This is a genomic window from Nonomuraea sp. NPDC001699, from assembly GCF_053596455.1.
On the sequence record NZ_JBSFGF010000017.1, the window covers coordinates 44342 to 60903 of the forward strand.

At 71.0% G+C, this 16562-nt stretch carries 14 protein-coding genes; 6 read left to right on the forward strand and 8 right to left on the reverse strand.

Going from position 1 to position 16562, the window contains the following annotated elements; all coding sequences use genetic code 11:
- The first annotated feature begins 107 nt into the window (after positions 1-107).
- Genes ACWCSU_RS36985 through ACWCSU_RS36995 form a run of 3 tightly spaced genes read left to right on the forward strand, consistent with a single transcriptional unit; the run spans position 108 to position 1911 of the window.
- A complete protein-coding gene (locus ACWCSU_RS36985; protein ID WP_449941400.1) occupies positions 108-1307 on the forward strand; it encodes a hypothetical protein in 1200 nt (399 codons plus the stop codon).
- The gene (locus ACWCSU_RS36990) at positions 1304-1573 is read left to right on the forward strand and encodes a hypothetical protein (RefSeq protein WP_357693840.1); all 270 of its coding nucleotides are present in this window, start codon (positions 1304-1306) and stop codon (positions 1571-1573) included. The genes ACWCSU_RS36985 and ACWCSU_RS36990 overlap by 4 nt, the downstream gene beginning before the upstream one ends.
- A complete protein-coding gene (locus ACWCSU_RS36995; protein ID WP_449941402.1) occupies positions 1570-1911 on the forward strand; it encodes an SseB family protein in 342 nt (113 codons plus the stop codon). Before ACWCSU_RS36990 ends, ACWCSU_RS36995 begins: the two co-directional genes overlap by 4 nt.
- Positions 1912-2346: 435 nt before the next feature.
- Here ACWCSU_RS36995 and ACWCSU_RS37000 read toward each other — a convergent pair whose 3' ends face one another.
- Both ACWCSU_RS37000 and ACWCSU_RS37005 read right to left on the reverse strand, forming a co-directional pair.
- Complete coding sequence (locus ACWCSU_RS37000) at positions 2347-3480, reverse strand: acyl-CoA dehydrogenase family protein (protein ID WP_357693842.1); 1134 nt, start codon at positions 3478-3480, stop codon at positions 2347-2349.
- Positions 3477-6980, reverse strand: coding sequence for an indolepyruvate ferredoxin oxidoreductase family protein (locus ACWCSU_RS37005; RefSeq protein WP_449941405.1), 3504 nt, complete (start codon positions 6978-6980; stop codon positions 3477-3479). The genes ACWCSU_RS37000 and ACWCSU_RS37005 overlap by 4 nt, the downstream gene beginning before the upstream one ends.
- Positions 6981-7054: 74 nt before the next feature.
- On the opposite strand from ACWCSU_RS37005, the gene ACWCSU_RS37010 reads away from it, so the two are divergent.
- The gene (locus ACWCSU_RS37010) at positions 7055-7501 is read left to right on the forward strand and encodes an Lrp/AsnC family transcriptional regulator (protein WP_357693846.1); all 447 of its coding nucleotides are present in this window, start codon (positions 7055-7057) and stop codon (positions 7499-7501) included.
- Positions 7502-7526: 25 nt separating this feature from the next.
- On the opposite strand, the gene ACWCSU_RS37015 is transcribed toward ACWCSU_RS37010, so the two are convergent.
- Positions 7527-8030, reverse strand: a complete 504-nt coding sequence (locus ACWCSU_RS37015) for an N-acetyltransferase family protein (RefSeq protein WP_449941406.1) — start codon at positions 8028-8030, stop codon at positions 7527-7529.
- 30 nt (positions 8031-8060) lie between these two features.
- The gene (locus tag ACWCSU_RS37020) at positions 8061-9047 is read right to left on the reverse strand and encodes a polysaccharide deacetylase family protein (protein ID WP_449941408.1); all 987 of its coding nucleotides are present in this window, start codon (positions 9045-9047) and stop codon (positions 8061-8063) included.
- Between the two features lie 255 nt (positions 9048-9302).
- Between ACWCSU_RS37020 and ACWCSU_RS37025 the strand changes: the two genes are divergently transcribed.
- Positions 9303-10574 (forward strand): C39 family peptidase, encoded by a 1272-nt coding sequence (locus ACWCSU_RS37025; RefSeq protein WP_449941409.1) that lies wholly within the window; start codon positions 9303-9305, stop codon positions 10572-10574.
- Here ACWCSU_RS37025 and ACWCSU_RS37030 read toward each other — a convergent pair whose 3' ends face one another.
- Complete coding sequence (locus ACWCSU_RS37030) at positions 10575-11882, reverse strand: FAD-binding oxidoreductase (RefSeq protein ID WP_449941411.1); 1308 nt, start codon at positions 11880-11882, stop codon at positions 10575-10577.
- 202 nt (positions 11883-12084) lie between these two features.
- On the opposite strand from ACWCSU_RS37030, the gene ACWCSU_RS37035 reads away from it, so the two are divergent.
- Entirely contained in the window at positions 12085-12969 is an 885-nt protein-coding gene (locus tag ACWCSU_RS37035) for a sigma-70 family RNA polymerase sigma factor (RefSeq protein ID WP_449941413.1), read from the forward strand.
- A gap of 60 nt (positions 12970-13029) precedes the next feature.
- Here ACWCSU_RS37035 and ACWCSU_RS37040 read toward each other — a convergent pair whose 3' ends face one another.
- Genes ACWCSU_RS37040 through ACWCSU_RS37050 form a run of 3 tightly spaced genes read right to left on the reverse strand, consistent with a single transcriptional unit; the run spans position 13030 to position 16325 of the window.
- Entirely contained in the window at positions 13030-14082 is a 1053-nt protein-coding gene (locus ACWCSU_RS37040) for an amidohydrolase family protein (RefSeq protein ID WP_449941415.1), read from the reverse strand.
- A 2-nt stretch (positions 14083-14084) separates the two neighbouring features.
- Complete coding sequence (gene melA, locus ACWCSU_RS37045; RefSeq protein ID WP_449941417.1) at positions 14085-15377, reverse strand: alpha-galactosidase; 1293 nt, start codon at positions 15375-15377, stop codon at positions 14085-14087.
- A 3-nt stretch (positions 15378-15380) separates the two neighbouring features.
- Complete coding sequence (locus ACWCSU_RS37050) at positions 15381-16325, reverse strand: alcohol dehydrogenase catalytic domain-containing protein (protein ID WP_449941419.1); 945 nt, start codon at positions 16323-16325, stop codon at positions 15381-15383.
- Positions 16326-16562: the final 237 nt, after the last annotated feature.

A 16562-nucleotide genomic window follows, 5' to 3' on the forward strand; every position in this document is an offset into this window, starting at 1 on the left:
GGTTGTGGGGGCTCCTGCTGGAAGCTGGGTTGTCGGTTACCCCCGCACATGCTGTACGGCAAGCAGCCGGGTGGGCAGGCCGGCAAGTCCCCGGGATCAATCAGCGCGTGCTGCTGTTGGAGCGGATGGAGCAGGTACGGCCGGACCTCTTCCAAGGGGGAAGGGCCATAACGGTCGACGCCGAGACCTTTGCCCCCGGCAAGCCGCTGCCGCTCATGGGTGATGTTGGGGACAGGTTGGGACAGATGTTCCAAAGCGCTCTTGACCTCAATCAGAACTCGGGCTTCTCGGCAGCGGAGATGGCCAAGGGTGCAGTGGAGGCCGTAGGTGGTCTGGTGGACATGGCCTCCGCATATTCCACCGTCCGGCTTGTCGTGGATCCAGCGGGCTGGGCACAAGACCTTGAAGACCTGGGCAGCGGCCTGGCGCATGGAGCCCAACACCCGATCGAGTTGGGTAAGGCGCTGCTGGACTGGGACACGTGGGCCACCAACCCCGACAGGGCCTTCGGTCGGCTGGTGCCGGACATGCTCATGGCGGCGGCGTCGGCGGGTTCGAGTGGCGCGGCCTCGGGTGCTGTAAAGGGGGCCCGTGCAGTCGACCAAGCCTCCCGCGCTTTGGACAAAGTGGCTGGAGCGGGCAAGGCAGCAGCAAAGATCACCGCTGACGGAGGTTGGGAATGGAAGGGCCTGCGGCTCGAGCCTGAGGTCAACCGCCGAGTGACTGAGGTGTTCTCCGGATTACGGCAGGCCGAGCAGGACGTGTCGGCCAACATGCGGATGAACGCAGGGGAGTTGGGCGCGAAGATGGAAGGCTATCCGGAATTCGTACTGAAGAGTGAGGATCGTTTCAAAGAGAAGCTGGCCAAGCAGGTCGCCGAGCGCCCTGATCTGCCGCTGGACAAGCTGTTAGGAAGCATCCCTGACGGCATCAGGTATACCTTCAGCCTTTCTGATGACCGCTACACCTCTGGGGTGACACGTGCGAGACAACTGCTGGAGCAGCAAGGTTACGAGCTGATCCTGCAGAAGCCTTCCTGGAGCAACCCGGGAAGCTATAAGGGTATCAATACGAGGTGGCGGGATCCGAAGAGCGGCCAACTGTTCGAGGTGCAATTCCACACCCCCAGCAGCTGGCAGGCCAAGCAGTCGACACACGACGCTTATGAGAAGATTGAGGACCCGACGACTCCACCTGAAGAGATTACGCGCTGGGAAAGGTATCAGGAGGAGGTGTTCTCCGCGGTTCCGGTGCCGCCAGGCGCACGCGACATCCCCTCCTTCACGAAGGTCAACCCACCTAGATGAACGAACATGTGCAGTACTACGCGATGGTCCTTCTGGACGGCCCCGACAGCCCGGAAAGCCCTGGCGGGCTCGCACGCCGACGCGTGCTGGAAAACGGCACCCAGGTTGACGAAGCCCTACACCGGGACCTCCAATGGCATCCAACACGCGAGATCAAGCACTGGGAAGTGGGCAATGCAGTCGGAGATCTTGTGGAAATCAGTCAGGCGCAGGCGGAGAAGGTGATCGCATCGTTCCAGCAGAAGTTCGGTCCAAAAGCCCCGTGACACTGGTGGAAGCAGCGAAGCGATTTGCCGACGGAAGGCTGGACGGCGTGGCCCTCCACGAGGTCTTCCGCCTCTCACCAGTCTTCTGCGAGGCTCCATCCGCACCCGGCTTCTTTGCCAGAGAAGTGACCGGCCGCAGCATCATCCCGATCTTCAGCTCACTCGCTGCTCTGGCCGGGTTCACCGAGCATCGGGCCTGGTTCCGCACGAAAGGGGACGATCTACTTACCCAGCTCCCCGGCAGATGCCACCTTCTCCTCGACCCAGGCACTGACCACGCCCTCCATCTGCGCGCCGATGCCATCCAGCGGGTCGCGATACAGACTCAACGCCCATAAGGATTGGGATTACGGAGTCCGAGAAGAATGCCTCCGGCCGTACCGCCCTGATCCGGCCCATGGGAGAAAGTGCCCGCTTTATTCCTATACGCGAAGAGAGCAGCGAAATTCTCCTCTCGATTGCGAGTAGTCGCTTTAACTCGACGTCATACCACGTCCAGGGTGTGGCCGCACGACCGGGAGCGCGTCGTACCGCTGCCCGATAGGACGGCAGAGGCCGTCCGATCGGCACGTCTCGGTCTACCGTCCGCTGGGCTGTTCCCTGCCCTGGGAGAGGCTGGATGGCAAGCCCCGCACCCACAACCTGCTCTTCCGCTGGACGGATGACCGCCACATCAGCTCCCGGACCTACAGCGGGACCATTTGAGCCTCGAACACAAGACAGCGAACCCTGCCTTCCAGGACCGGAAGGCAGGGGTTATCGCAGGTCGGAGGCTACTTGGCCAACGAGCGGCTGATGACCAGGCGCTGGATCTGGTTCGTACCCTCGAAGATCTGCATGATTTTGGCTTCGCGCATGTAGCGCTCCACCCGGAATTCCCTGGTGTAGCCGTAGCCGCCGAAAACCTGGACCGCGTCCGTCGTGACCTTCATGGCGGTGTCCGTGGCGACCAGTTTGGCCACGCTGGCCTGCCTGCTGTAGTCGAGGCCGGCGTCGCGGCGGCGGGCCGCGTCCAGGTACGTGGCCCGTGCGCTGTCCACGCCCGCCGCCATGTCGGCGAGCAGGAAGCCGAGGCCCTGGTGGTCGATGATGCGCTTGCCGAACGTCTGTCGTTCCTTGGCGTAGGCGACGGCCTCGTCCAGGGCGGCCTGGGCGAGGCCGACGGCGCAGGCGGCGATGCCGAGCCGGCCGGAGTCGAGGGCGCTGAAGGCGATCTGCAGGCCCTGGCCCTCCTCGCCGATCAGCCGGTCGCCGTCGATGACGGCGCCGTCCCAGTGGGCGCTGGTGGTGGGCACGGCGTGCAGGCCCATCTTCTCCTCGGGACGGCCGAACGTCAGGCCCTCGGCCGCGCCGGGCGCGACGAAGCAGGAGATGCGCTCGCCGGTACGGGCGAACAGGGCGTAGAAGTCGGCGATGCCGCCGTGGGTGATCCACGCCTTGTTGCCGGTGATGCGGTAGTCGCCGCTCTCGGTGCGCTCGGCGCGGCAGGTGAGCGCGCCGGCGTCCGAGCCCGCCTGCGGCTCCGACAGGCTGTAGCCGCCGACGATCCGTCCGGCCAGCATGTCGGGGAGCCAGCGTTCGCGCTGCTCGGCGGTGCCGTACGCGGCCACGGGGAAGCAGGCCAGCGTGTGCACGCTCGTCGCCACCGCGACCGCCGCCCAGCGTGCCGCCAGTTCCTCGATCACCTGGAGGTACACCTCGTACGGCTGCCCGCCGCCGCCGAACTCCTCGGGGTAGGGCAGGCCGAGCAGCCCGGCGGCGCCGAGCGTGGCGAACAGCCCCTCGGGGTACGTCTCCGCGCGCTCGTGCTCGTCGACCCGGCGCGCGAGCTCCTTGTCGGCGATGTCCCGGGTCAGCTCGATCAGGTCCTTGGCGTCCTGGTCGGGGAGCAGGCGGTCAACGGTCACGACGACTCCTTGGGTGCGGCTTCGGCGAGGCGGGCCAGGGCGGTCGCCGCCCGCTCACGGAACTCGGCGACGCGGGCGAGCTTGATGTCCTCGTACCCGCGGATCGACTCGGGAAGGCCGGCGATCTCGGCGACGGCGTCGATCGTGCCGGGGGTCAGCCGGGCGAGGGCGGCGCGCATGAGATCACGATATTCGGTGATCAGTTCCCGTTCGACCCGGCGGACCCCGGCCTGGCCGAACACGTCGAAGGCGGTCCCGCGCAGCACGCGTGCGGCACGCAGGCCGCGGAACAGCGTCGGCGCGCTGCGGCGCAGCCGGATCTTGCGCTTCATGCCCATCGCACGCAGCAGCGGCGGGTGCAGCAGCACGGACACGACCGCGTCGGCGCCGTACTCGCGTTCGCGCCTGGCCTGCTCGTCGGGGTCGAGGTGCAGGCGGGCGACCTCGTACTCGTCCTTGTAGGCCATGAGCTTGTGCAGGGAGCGGGCGTAGGCGAGCCCGACGCGCGCGCCGGCCTCCTCCCCCGCACGCCCGGCCGCCTCGGCGATCACGCGCCTGACCTCGGTCTCGTACGTACGGGCGTAGGTCGCGTTCTGGTAGCCGGTCAGGTCCGTCACCCGCAGGGCCAGCGTCTCCTCCAGGCCGGGCGCGGGCCGCTCGGCGGGTTCGGCGAGCGCGGCCCGGCGTACCGCCTCGCGGTCGGCGACGGCGGCCCGGCCCCAGCGGAAGGCCGCGAGGTTCTGCTCGACGGCGGCCTTGTTGAGCCTGATCGCCGCCTCGACCGACGCGGCCGAGACGGGCAGGCAGCCGTGCTGGTACGCCGCCCCGACCAGCAGCATGTTGGCCGGCATGTGGTCGCCGAACAGCGCTTCGGCCAGCTCGTGGGCGTCAAGGTAGAGGTTGTCCCCACCCTCCGTGGCCGACTCCAGCCTGACCACGGCGTCGGCGGAGGAGCCGGGCAGGGCGACCCGTCCGGTGACCATGGCGGCGGTGGGCACGACTGAGGTGTTCACCACGGCGACCGTACGGCCGGGCGCGGCGACGGCGAGGTTGGCGTCGGCGGCGGCCCCGAGCAGGTCGAACCCGAGCAGCACGTCGGCCGTGCCGCGCGAGGCCCGCACCGAGCCGTCCACCGGCCGCTTGGCGATGCGCACGTCGCTGACGACCGGGCCGCCCTTCTGCGCGAGGCCGGTCTGCTCGATGCCGGCGGCGTGCAGGCCGTCGAGGTGGGCGGCCATCTGGAGGATCTGCGAGACCGTGACGACCCCGGTGCCGCCGATTCCGGGCATCCGGATCAGCGTCTCGGCGTCGCCGTCGAGCCTGACGACCGGATCGGGCAGCGGCACGGGCAGCGGCGGCAGCTCGCGCGGCGCCCTGGTGCCCGGCTCGACCAGCAGGAACGACGGGCAGTCGCCCTTGAGGCAGCTCAGGTCGGAGTTGCACGACGGCTGGTGGATGCGGGTCTTGCGGCCGTACTCGGTCTCGACGGGCTGGACGGACAGGCACGTGGAGACGTCGCCGCAGTCGCCGCAGCCCTCGCAGACGCGCTCGTTGACCACGACCTTCGCCGTCGGGGTGGGCAGCTTGCCGCGCTTGCGCAGCCGCCGTTCCTCGGCCGCGCACTTGTCGTCGTGCAGCAGGACGGTCACGCCGTCGAGCGCGGCCAGCTCCCGCTCGACGTCGGCGAGGTCGTCGCGGTGCCGCACCGACACGATCGGCCCGAGCCGCACCCCGCGGTACGTCTCCGGCTCGGGCGTGGTGATCACGATCCGGCGCACGCCCTCCTCGGCCAGCGACCGCGTCAGCGCGGGCACGTCGAGCCGCCCTTCGGCGCGCTGGCCGCCGGTCATGGCGACGGCGTCGTTGTAGAGCAGTTTGTACGTCATCGTCACCCCGGCCGCCACCGCGGCCCGCACCGCCAGGGAGCCGGAGTGGTGGAAGGTGCCGTCGCCGAGGTTCTGCACGAAATGCCGGTCCCGGGTGAACGGCGCGAGCCCGATCCACTGGGCGCCCTCGCCGCCCATCTGGGTGATGCCGATCTGGGTGCCGCGGCCGTGCCCGTCGAGGGCGATCATGGCGTGGCAGCCGATGCCGACGCCGACCAGCGTGTCGTCGGCGGTGCGGGTGGAGGAGTTGTGCGGGCAGCCCGAGCAGAAGTACGGCGTGCGCGCGGCGACCACCGGCAGCAGGCGGCGCGCGGCGGACGGGGGCGGCGTCAGGCGGACGCTACCGCGCGGGAGCCGGTCGGGGCCGAGGCAGCTGACCAGCGCCTTGGCGACGTCCTCGGCGCCCAGGGTGCCGCGGGCGGTCAGCAGGTCCCGGCCCGACACGACCGGCGCGCGCTCGCCGCCGTACAGGGCCTGCTTGAGGTGCCCTTCGAGGAACGGCACCTTGTCCTCGACCACCAGCACCCGGTCGAGGTCGGAGGTCATGGCGGCCAGGTCGGCCGCGGCCAGCGGGAACGGCATGCCGAGCCGGATCAGGCGCAGGCCGAGGTCCTCGGTGGCGCTCTCGTCCAGGCCGAGGTCGGCCAGGGCGCGCAGGACCACCGCGTACGTGGTGCCGGAGGCCAGGATGCCCAGCGTGGCGCGGGGCGCGTCGCGCATGACGCGGTTGAGCCCGTTCACGCGGGCGTAGTCGCGGGCCAGCTCCAGCCTGCGGGTGAGCAGGTCGTACTCGGCGTCCAGGGCGGACGGGCCGACCAGGATCGGCGACTTGCCGCGGTCGGCGTGGTCGGGGAAGGGGATGCCGTCGCGCAGCGCGCCCAGGTCGACGGTGGCCGAGGCGTCGGCGATGTCGGCGACGATCTTCAGGCCCGTCCAGAGGCCGGTGGCGCGGGAGAGGGCGACCGCGTGCAGGCCGAACTCGATGATCTCGGCGACCGAGCCGGGCGCGAGCAGCGGCATCGACAGGCTCTGACACATCGGCTCGCACGAGCTGGGCACCGTGGAGGACTTGCAGCCGGGGTCGTCGCCGATCCAGGCCACCGCGCCGCCGAGCGCGGCGGTGCCGGCCATGTTGCCGTGCCTGATGGCGTCGGCGGCGCGGTCGAGGCCGGGGTTCTTGCCGTACCAGAAGGCGGTGACGCCGTCGTGGCTGCGGCCGGGGACCTGGCCGAGGAGCTGCGTGCCGGCCACGGCCGTCGCGGCCAGCTCCTCGTTGAGGCCCGGACGGAAGACGACGCCGGCCTCGTCCAGGAACCGGGCGGCGCGGGCCATCTCCAGGTCGACGCCGCCCAGCGGGGAGCCCTGGTAGCCGGAGACGAAGGCCCTGGTGTCCAGGCCGCGTTCCCGGTCCAGGCGCCGCTGTTCGAGGGTCAGCCGGACGAGGGCCTGGATGCCGGAGATCAGCACCCGGCCGTCGGGCGCGGCGTACTTGTCGTCGAGCGACACGGTCGCGCTGTTCACGCTCACGCGAACCTCCTGGCGGGCAATGCGTATGTGGGTTCCCCAGCACAGCAACGGAGAGCTACTGTGCGCAAGTATCAGACGCGAAACCACGAAGAAGACGCAAATAATGTGAGCTGGGCGATTCTGACACAGAAGATCTTTGCGTCACCAGGGAGGATTCTCACATGCCGGACATCGACGACATCGACCACCACGTGCTCCGGCTGCTGCGCGAGGACGGCAGGAGGACCTTCTCCGAGATGGCCGAGCAGGTCGGTCTGTCGGTGGCGGCGGTCAAGCGGCGGGTCGACCGGCTCAGGGAGATCGGGGTGATCACGGGGTTCACCGTCCAGATCGACTACGCCAAGCTCGGATGGGGCATCGAGGCGTTCACCGAGCTGCGGTACCCGGGCACCACGCCGGTGGCCGAGATCGTCCGCACGGCGACCGACGTGCCGGAGGTGCAGGCCGTCTTCACCATCGCCGGCGACCCCGACGCCCTCATCCACGTACGGGTACGGGACCTGGGACACCTCCAGCTGGTCATCGACCGGCTGCGCAGAGCCGGCAACGTCACGGGCACCAAGTCCCTGCTGGTCCTGGGCTCCTGGACCCGCGACGCCCTCACCTGACCCTACCCGGCGAGGCACGGGCCGGTCAGTTCACCCGCCAGGCGTACTCGTACTCGGGCAGCTCGAACCCCTGCTCGAAACGGCACATCCGCTCGTCGGTGCGGCGTGCGCCGTGTCGTTCGTAGAAGGCGACGGCCCGCGTGTTCGCGCTCAGCACCTCCAGGTAGACCTCCCGGCCGGGGTGCTCCTCCGCCACCCAGGCCAGGCCACGGCGCAGCAGCCGCGACCCGGCGCCCGAGCCCGTGCTCCCCGGCCGCACGTGCAGGTTGTCGAGCAGGACGCGGCCATCCGGGGCCGGGAGCAGGTAGACGAACCCGAGCAGGTCCCCGTCGTCGTCATGGCCGACGAACAGGCCCGCCCCCGGCACCGGCGCGTCCAGCCGTTCCCGCCACAGGGCCAGCCGGTCGTCGTCCAGGGGGCCGTTCAGGAAGGCGTCGGGCATGATGCCCGCGTAGGCCGTACGCCAGCTCTCCACGTGCAACGCCACGATCGGGGAAATGTCGTCAATTGTCCCGTTCCTTATCAGCATGGCGGAGAGCATTCCATACCGGGACCGCCCTCACCCCACCCGGCAGGAGACCGAGGGCCAGGTCCAGTTGCCGTTGTGCTGGACGGTGAACCCGAAGGTGTTCCCGCTGCCGTTCGGCCGCATCGTCATGACGTTGCCCGTGCCGTCCCAGGTCGGGGTGCCGTTCCAGGTGGCGATGATCTTCTGCGGGCTGCGCACGGTCACGGTGACGATCCAGGAGTTCGTGCCGGAGACCGTGACCGACAGGTTGAACCGGTCGCTCCACTGCTGGCCCGCAGAGACGGTCGCCGTGCAGGTGCCGCCGCCGGGCGGCGGGGACGAGGGCGGCGTGGTCGGGCCGCTCCCGTCGGGCGCGACGGCCCGGCCGGTCGCCGGCGAGATCATGCCCGCGCACATGTTGCGGGCACGCAGGTTCGCGGCGATCTGCGGGACGGCGGCGATCGTCGTCGCGTAGTTGTCGTGCATGAGGATGACCTGGCCGTTCTGCAACCGGCCCGCTGCCTGGACGATCTGGGCGGTGCTCGCGCCGTTCCAGTCCTGGGAGTCGACGTCCCAGATGACCTCGGTCAGGCCGAGTTGCTGCTCGACCGACCGGAGGGTGGCGTTGGTCTCCCCGTACGGCGGCCGGAACAGCTTCGGCGCGGCGCCCGTGGCCTGCTGGATCGCCTGCTGGGTGCGTTGCAGCTCGGACTGGATCTGGGCGGCGCCCAGCTGGGTCAGGTGCGGGTGGGTCCAGCTGTGGTTGCCGATCCACATGCCCGCGTTCTGCTGGGCCCGGACCAGGGCCTGGTTGTTCTGGGCGTTCTGACCGACGTTGAACATCGTGGCCCGCAGGCCGTTGGAGGTCAGCGCGTTGAGCAGGTTGGAGGTGGTGGCGGGGTTGGGGCCGTCGTCGTAGGTGAGGCCGACGTAGCCGCCGCCGCAGTCGGCGGCTTTCGAGGGGGTGGTGGTCCAGGTCAGCACGAGGCCCGCGGCGAGCGTGCACGCGGCGCCCAGGACGAGCAACTTCCGGATCATGGTCTGCCTCCAAAGCGGCCGGGCGGAGGGGGGAAGCTCGATGGCGAGTGTGATGACCATCCCGAAACATGTCAATCCATCACAGAAACTTTCGTCCACGCTCTCCGATGACCAGCGAGAAGAGCTGCGTGAACCGGCCGAGAAAGTTTCGCCGCACGGAAAGCTTCATGACCCATACGTAGATTTCCCGATGCTTTGCCCACCCGATGTGCCTACTGTCGGCCCCATCCGAAGCCTTCCGAGCAAGGTGGGTTCATGCGCGTGCTGACTGTGTTCCTGTCCGGACTCCTGCTGGCCACCACCCTCCAACCTCCCGCCGCCGCCGCCGTCGCCACCGCCGCCGCCGAGCAGAAGCCGGGGCCGCTCGTCCCCGACGTCGTCTACCAGCGGGCCGACTTCGCCGCGGGCGCCGGCGAGGGCACGTCCGCCGGGGACGGGCTGTCGTTCGCCGCGGCCGCCGGCACCACCTCCTACACCGACGCCCTGGGCACCAAGAGCTGGGAGTACGCCCGCTGGACCGGCCCCGAGCGCACGGTCGGCTTCCCCGCCACCGAGCTGATCGCCTCCTGGACCGCCGACGTGCCCCAGGGCAGCTGGGTGCAGGTCGAGGCCAGGGCCAGGAACACCGCCGGCCTGACCAAGTGGTACGTCCTGGGCCGCTGGTCCTACGCCGAGGGCGACATCCTGCGCACCTCCGTGGCCGGCCAGGGCGACGCGGACGCGTCCGTCGCCGTGGACACGCTGGTGGCGGCGGCCGGGCGGCAGCTGTCGGCGTACCAGCTGCGCCTGACCCTGTACCGGACGCCGGGCTCGACCGTGACGCCCCGGGTGCGCACGCTCGGCGCGATGGCCTCGAACGTGCCGGACCGCAAGACCGTCCCGGTCAGCCCGGGCGGCGGCGCGTGGGGCGTCGAGCTGAACGTGCCGCGCCGCTCCCAGAACGTGCACGCCGGCCACTACCCCGAATGGGACGGCGGCGGCGAGGCGTGGTGCAGCCCGACCTCGACCACGATGGTGCTCGGCTACTGGGACAAGTGGCCGAGCGCGCAGGACACCTCCTGGGTGGACCCGTCCGACCCGAACCCCGAGGTGGACCACGCGGCCCGCTACACCTACGACCACGCCTACCAGGGCGCGGGCAACTGGCCGTTCAACACCGCCTACGCCGGCCGGTACGGCCTGGACGGCTTCGTCACCCGCCTGCGCACCCTGACCGAGCTGGAACGGCTGATCAAGGCGGGCATCCCCGTGATCACCTCGCAGTCGTTCAAGAAGGGCGAGCTGCCCGGCGCCGGGTACGGCACCGACGGCCACCTCATGGTGGTCGTCGGCTTCACCGCGACGGGCGACGTGATCGCGAACGACCCGGCCTCGTCCGGCAACGACGCCGTCCGCCACGTCTATCCCCGCGCCGCCTTCGAGAACGTGTGGCTGCGCAGTTCGAGCAGCGGCGGCGTCGCCTACGTCATCCGCCCGCCCGGCCACGCCCTGCCCGCCACGACGCCGGGGCTGCCCGCGAACTGGTGATCAGTCCAGGACCGGGTAGTTGGCGCGGAACACGCCGTGCGGGTCGCGCGAGCGCTTGATCTCGCGCAGCCGGGCGAGCGCGGGCTCGGTGAACGCCTGCGCCGCCCGCTCGCCCGGCGCCAGGAACGTGTACGGCTTGCGCCCGCTGACCCGGTCCCCCAGGGCGGCGGCGATCGCGTCCTGCTTGGCCCGTACGGCCTGGGTGAGCTGGGGGGTGGCGCCGGGCCCGAGCAGGTAGAGCAGGTACGGCTCGGCCAGCGCTCCCCCGGCGCCGCCTCCCGGCCGGGTCAGCGCGCCGCCCAGGTGCCTGATCTGCATGCTGATCAGCGGCTCGACCGGCTCGGCCGTCAGGATCTCCACGGTGTCGTCGTCCAGCCCGGTCAGCAGCTCCGTACGGGACAGCGCGGGCGCCGGGTCGGTCGGCTCGGCGGTGATCGTGCCGAGGTCGGCCGTGGCCATGGCGGCCCGCGTGTCGGCCAGCACGCCGTCGATCTTGGCCAGGCGGCCCAGCAGGTCCTCGGCCTCGGCCGCCACGCCCAGGTGGGCCAGGTCCACGGTCACCATCGGGGGCGCCTTGGGGAACTGCACCCGGTTCAGCCACAGCGACAACTCGGGCGGCGCGTCGGCGGTCAGCTCCCGGAAGGCCGCGAACACCTCGGCCTCCTTCTGGCCGGGCCACATGAGACGGCCGCCGTACAGGGCGCGTTCGGCGTACAGGTCGAACTCGACGGCGGTGACCAGCGCGAAGTCGCCGCCGCCACCCCGCAGCGCCCAGAACAGGTCGGGGTCGCTCTCCTCGGTCACCCGCGCGGGCCTGCCCTCGGCGTCCACGACGTCGAAGGCGCGCACGCTGTCGGCCGCCCAGCCGTACCTGCGGGCGAACCAGCCCAGGCCGCCGCCGAGGGTGTAGCCGGTGACCGTCACGGTGGGGTTGCTGCCGGCGAGCCCGGTCAGGCCGTGCCTGCCCGCCTCGGCCTGCACGGCGCCCCAGTTCACGCCCGCGCCGGCGCGGGCGCGCCGCTCGCCCGGGTGGATCTCCAACTCGTCCAGCCGGTTGGTGCGCAGCAGGATCACGCCTTCGCAGACGCCGCTGGCGCCGTGCCCGCGCGGCTGCGCGGAGACGGTCAGCCCCTCCTGGCGCGCATGGCGGACCAGGGCGGCCACGTCGCCGGCGTCGGCCGCCTCGACCACGGCGGCCACCGGCTGGGCCACCGTCAGGTTCCACGCCCTGGCGGCCTCCTCGAAGCCCTCGTCGCCGGGCAGCCACACCCGCCCGTCGACCACGGTGCGCAGGTTGTCGTACGTCATTCGGTCACTCCTTCATGAAGACTCACCACCTTGACGACGGGGGCCCGGAAAAGGTGACCGCCGATCAGAAGAAGCACGATCGTCCCCAGGACATGCCCGCGGGCCTTCACCACCCCCGGACGGGCCTTAGGATTCCGCCATGGTCGCCCCCCGTCGTCGCCCAGCCGCCTGTATGACGACCCGGCGCGACGAAAGGTGACCGATGAACGCGCAAACCCACCTGGCCGAGCACTTCGACCTGACCAGGAACCATCTGCGCGCGGTGGCGCACCGCATGCTCGGCTCGGCCGACGAGGCCGACGACGCCGTGCAGGAGACCTGGCTGCGCGCCGCCCGCGCCGGCACGGACGGGGTCGCGAACGTGCCCGGCTGGCTGACCACGATCGTCGGCCGGGTCTGCCTCGACATGTTGCGCGCCCGCGGGCGCAGGGACGAGCACCTCGTCGAGGCGGAGCGGTTCGACCAGGTGAGCGTCCATGACGGCGATCCGGCCGACGCGGCGGTGCTGGCCGACTCGGTCGGGCTCGCCCTGCTCGTGGTCCTGGACACGCTGAGCCCGGCCGAGCGGGTCGCGTTCGTGCTGCACGACCTGTTCGCGGTGCCGTTCGGGGAGATCGCGGAGATCGTCGCGCGCACGCCCGCCACGGCCAAGAAGCTGGCCAGCCGGGCGCGGCAGCGGGTGCACGGCACGCCCGTGCTGCCCGCCCCCGACCACGCCAGGCAGCGCAGGCTCGTGGCCGCCTTCCTCGCCGCGGCCCGCGCCGGCGACCTGAACGCCCTGCTCGCGGTGCTCGACCCCGACGTGCTGCACCGGTCGGACCTGCCGGGCTCGGGCGGCGAGCGGCGCGGGGCCCGTCCGGTGGCGCAGGGCACGCTCACCGACGCCGGCGGCGCGCGTTTCGCCGACCTCGTGCTCATCGACGGCACGCCGGGCATCGGCGTCCTGCGCGGCGGCAGGCTGTTCCTGGTGCTGCGGGTCACGACGGACGGCGAGCGCATCACCGAGATCGACATCGTCTCCGACCCCGCCCGCCTGGCCGCCCTGGACGTCGCACTCGACGAGGAGGCACCGCCCCCGGCGGCCTGAGGCGGCCGGGCCGGTCACTGAAGAGCGCGTTCACCTGGGTGTTGGCCGCCGGGACCGCCGTCATGCCAGCCTCGGCACGAGCCGCAGCGCGTTGCGCGCGTACACCGGCTCCAGGACGTCGTCGGGCAGGTCGAGCCCGGAGATCGTCCACCGGCCCATCAGCGGCGGGTCGTCGAGGGAGTGGGCGAACGCCTCGTCGTCGGTCTCCATGAACCGGAAGTGGATGCGGTAGACGTCCCGGTGCGGCGGGATCTCGTCGGTGCCGAACAGCACCCGTCCGGGGTGGCGGAGCATCAGCGCCCGCGTGGCGCGCGGCTGACGCCCCAGCTCGGCGACGCGCGCCGCGATGTCGATGTGGAAGTTCGGGTACGCGTCCAGCATCCGCCCGGCGAACCCGAGGTTCTCCGGCCAGCATCCGGCGTGCACCCCGATCACGGTCGTGGCCGGATGGCGGGCGACCATCGACTCCATGGCCTCCATGAGCCGCTCGAACGAGGGGAACCCGGGCCCGGAGAAGTTCCAGTCGGGCCGGGCGGCCAGCAGTTCGAGGCGTTCGTTGCGCTCGTCCATGGGCTCGAAGAAGGCGACCGGGTCGGCGGTGTGCAGGGCGATCGGGACGCCCGCCTCCCCCACGGCGGCCCACAGCGGGTCCAGCCGGGGGTCGTCGAGCATGACCAGCTCGCCCTTGTGGTCGCGCACCCGCAGGCCGACGTCCTTCCACACCTTCAGCCCGGCCGCGCCCTCGGCCACCGAGCGGCGCAGCTGCGCGGCCAGCCGCTCGCCGAACCCCGGTACGGCGGTCTCGGACCAGTCGACGTGGCAGAACGTGGCGAAGCGGCCCGGATGGGCGGCGTCGTAGCGTTCGATGTTCTCGGCCAGCTCCCGGCCCCAGCGGCCGTCGAGGTTGACCAGGCCGCGCAGGTTCAGCTCGTCCATCATGCCGATCAGGGCGGGGACGTCCTCGACCATCCAGCCGCCGTTCTCGGTCAGCCAGCGTCCGAGGTGGATGTGGGCGTCCACGACGGGCAGCCGGGCACGGTCCACCTCGTGGACGGCCACCCGCAGCTGGGACACCGGCCGGTAGCGGGACAACGGCAGGCCGGCATCGCACATGGTCACTTCCTGATGCCTTCGGGCAGCAGCTCGCCGTGGGCCTCGATGAGGGCGTCCACCAGCTCGCGGACCTTGCGGACCGGGAGGGTGGCCGCGGTGTTGGGGTCGAGCAGCGCGGCCTGGTAGACGTGGTCGCGCCGCCCCTCCAGGGCCGCCTTGACGGTCAGCTCGCCGACGCTGAGGAAGGCCCGGTTGAGCGCGGCGACCTGGGCGGGCAGCTCGCCGACGAGCACCGGCTGCACGCCGGACCGGTCGACGTGGCAGGGCACCTCGACGGTGGCCTCGGGCGGCAGGTTGGCGATCAGGCCGCCGTTGCGCACGTTGCCGTGGATCATCCTGCGGGTGCCGGTCTCCATCGAGTGGATGGCCAGCGAGGCCAGCTCCTCGCCGCGCTCGATCGGCACGCCGTGGCCGGCCGCCAGCGAGCCCTTGTACTGCTCGTACTCCTCGTACCCGTCGGCCAGCCACTCCAGGTAGACGTTGATCGGGATGCGGTACCGCTCGACCTCCTCAGCGTGCGGCAGGAACCACGGCAGGTACTCCGAGCCGTGCTCGGAGGACTCGGTCGGGAAGTAGCCGAAGTTGCGGTAGACCTCCACGCGCACCCGCCGCCGCAGCTCGGGGTCCTGGTCGATCAGGTCGTCGAGCCGCCGGTAGAGGTTCTCGCCGTTGTGCTCGAAGCGCAGCACGAACGCCTGGTGGTTGACGCCCGCGGTGAGGAAGGAGATCTCCTCCTCCGGTACGCCGACCATGGCGGCCAGCGTCCTCTGGGTGTCGCGGGCGGCGTGGCAGACGCCGACGACGTTCTTGAACGGGGTGCCGGCGTAGACCGACCACGGGATCATCGACATCGGGTTGGTGTAGGTGAACAGCACCGAGTCGGGGGCCAGCTCGGCCAGGTCGTCGCCGATGCCGACCATGACGGGGATCGTGCGCAGGGCGCGGAAGATGCCGCCGATGCCCAGGGTGTCGCCGATCGTCTGGCGCACGCCGTACGCGGCGGGTATCTCCAGGTCGCGCCTGACCGCTTCCAGGCCGCCCACGGCGATCTCGTTGATCACGTAGTCGGCGCCCTCGACGGCGGCCCTGCGGTCGGCGTACGCCTCGATCCTGGCGCCGATGCCCAGCTCGGTCACCATCCAGCGGGCCATCGCCTCGGCGGTGTCGAGCCGGGCCTGGTCGATGTCGTGGAGCACGATCGTGGACTCGGACAGTTCTGGAAATGTCAGGATGTCAGAGAGCAGGTTCTTGGCGAACGTGATGCTGCCGGCGCCCACCAGGACGATGCGGGCCATGGGTTACCTCGATTCCGGGGTCAGCAGAGCTTTGACAGGGGTGGCCTGGCCGTTCATCAGCCGGGTGAAGACCTCGGCGCCCTCTTCGAGGGGGAAGGTCCGGACCCAGCTCAGGTCCCAGCCGGCGACCAGGTCCACGGCCGCGGCGAAGTCGGCCGCGTCGTAGGCGAACGAACCCAGCACGCGCTTCTCGCCGCGTACCAGGTCGGCGGCGTCGTAGCCGGCCACGTGGTCGGCCAGGCCCAGCCAGACGGCCACGCCGCCGGGGCGCAGCCGGGACAGGGACTGCTCGTGGGTCGAGGCGGCGCCGACCGCGTCGAAGACGACGTCGTACTCGCCGGTGAGCTCGGCGCCGGCCGCCACGCCGCCGAGCCCGGCGGCCACGGTCAGCCGCTCGGGCGAGCGGTCGGCCACCTCCACACTGGCCGCGCCGCCGGACAGGGCGGCCAGCAGACAGGTCACCCCGATGGCCCCGGCCCCGATCACGCCCACGCGCGCCCCGGCCGGCCGTCCGGCCAGCCCCCAGGCGTGCACGGCGTTCGCGGCCGGCTCCACCACGCCCGCCGCGCTCCACCCGAGCCCGTCGGGCAGCGGCACCACGGCGGCGGCCGGCACCGCGACGCGCTCGGCGAAGGCGCCCGGCCGGTGCACGCCGATGATCTGCCGCTTCCTGCACACGTTGGGCCGGCCGATCAGGCACACGTCGCAGGCGCCGCACGACAGGATCGGGTTGACCGTCACCGGCCGCCCGTCGTCGGTGCGCCCGGCGAACTCGTGCCCCATGACCAGCGGCGGCACCCGGAACCCGGGGGTCCTCACTCCGTGCAGCTCGCTGCCGCAGATGCCGGAGACGACCACGTGCACCAGCACCTCGTCCGGCCCGGCCACGGGTTCGGGCACGTCCTGCGGCTCCACGACGCCGGGCGCGGTGAAGACGAGAGCCCTCACGAGAGCGGGCCGGCGGTCGAATGCGTGTGTTCCATTGAGATCCGTCCTGTTGCGTTCCGCTATAAGGAATGTCATTCCGGACTTGCGCTAGAAGACCATTGGGGTGGAGAACGTGTCAAGAGGCAGGGACGAACTCACCCAGGAGCGCCACACCTCGGCGAGAACGACAGAAGCGGCCGGGCCAGGGCGATGTCCTCGGACGATGCCCCTGAGCCCGGCCGCTCAGACCCTATTCCG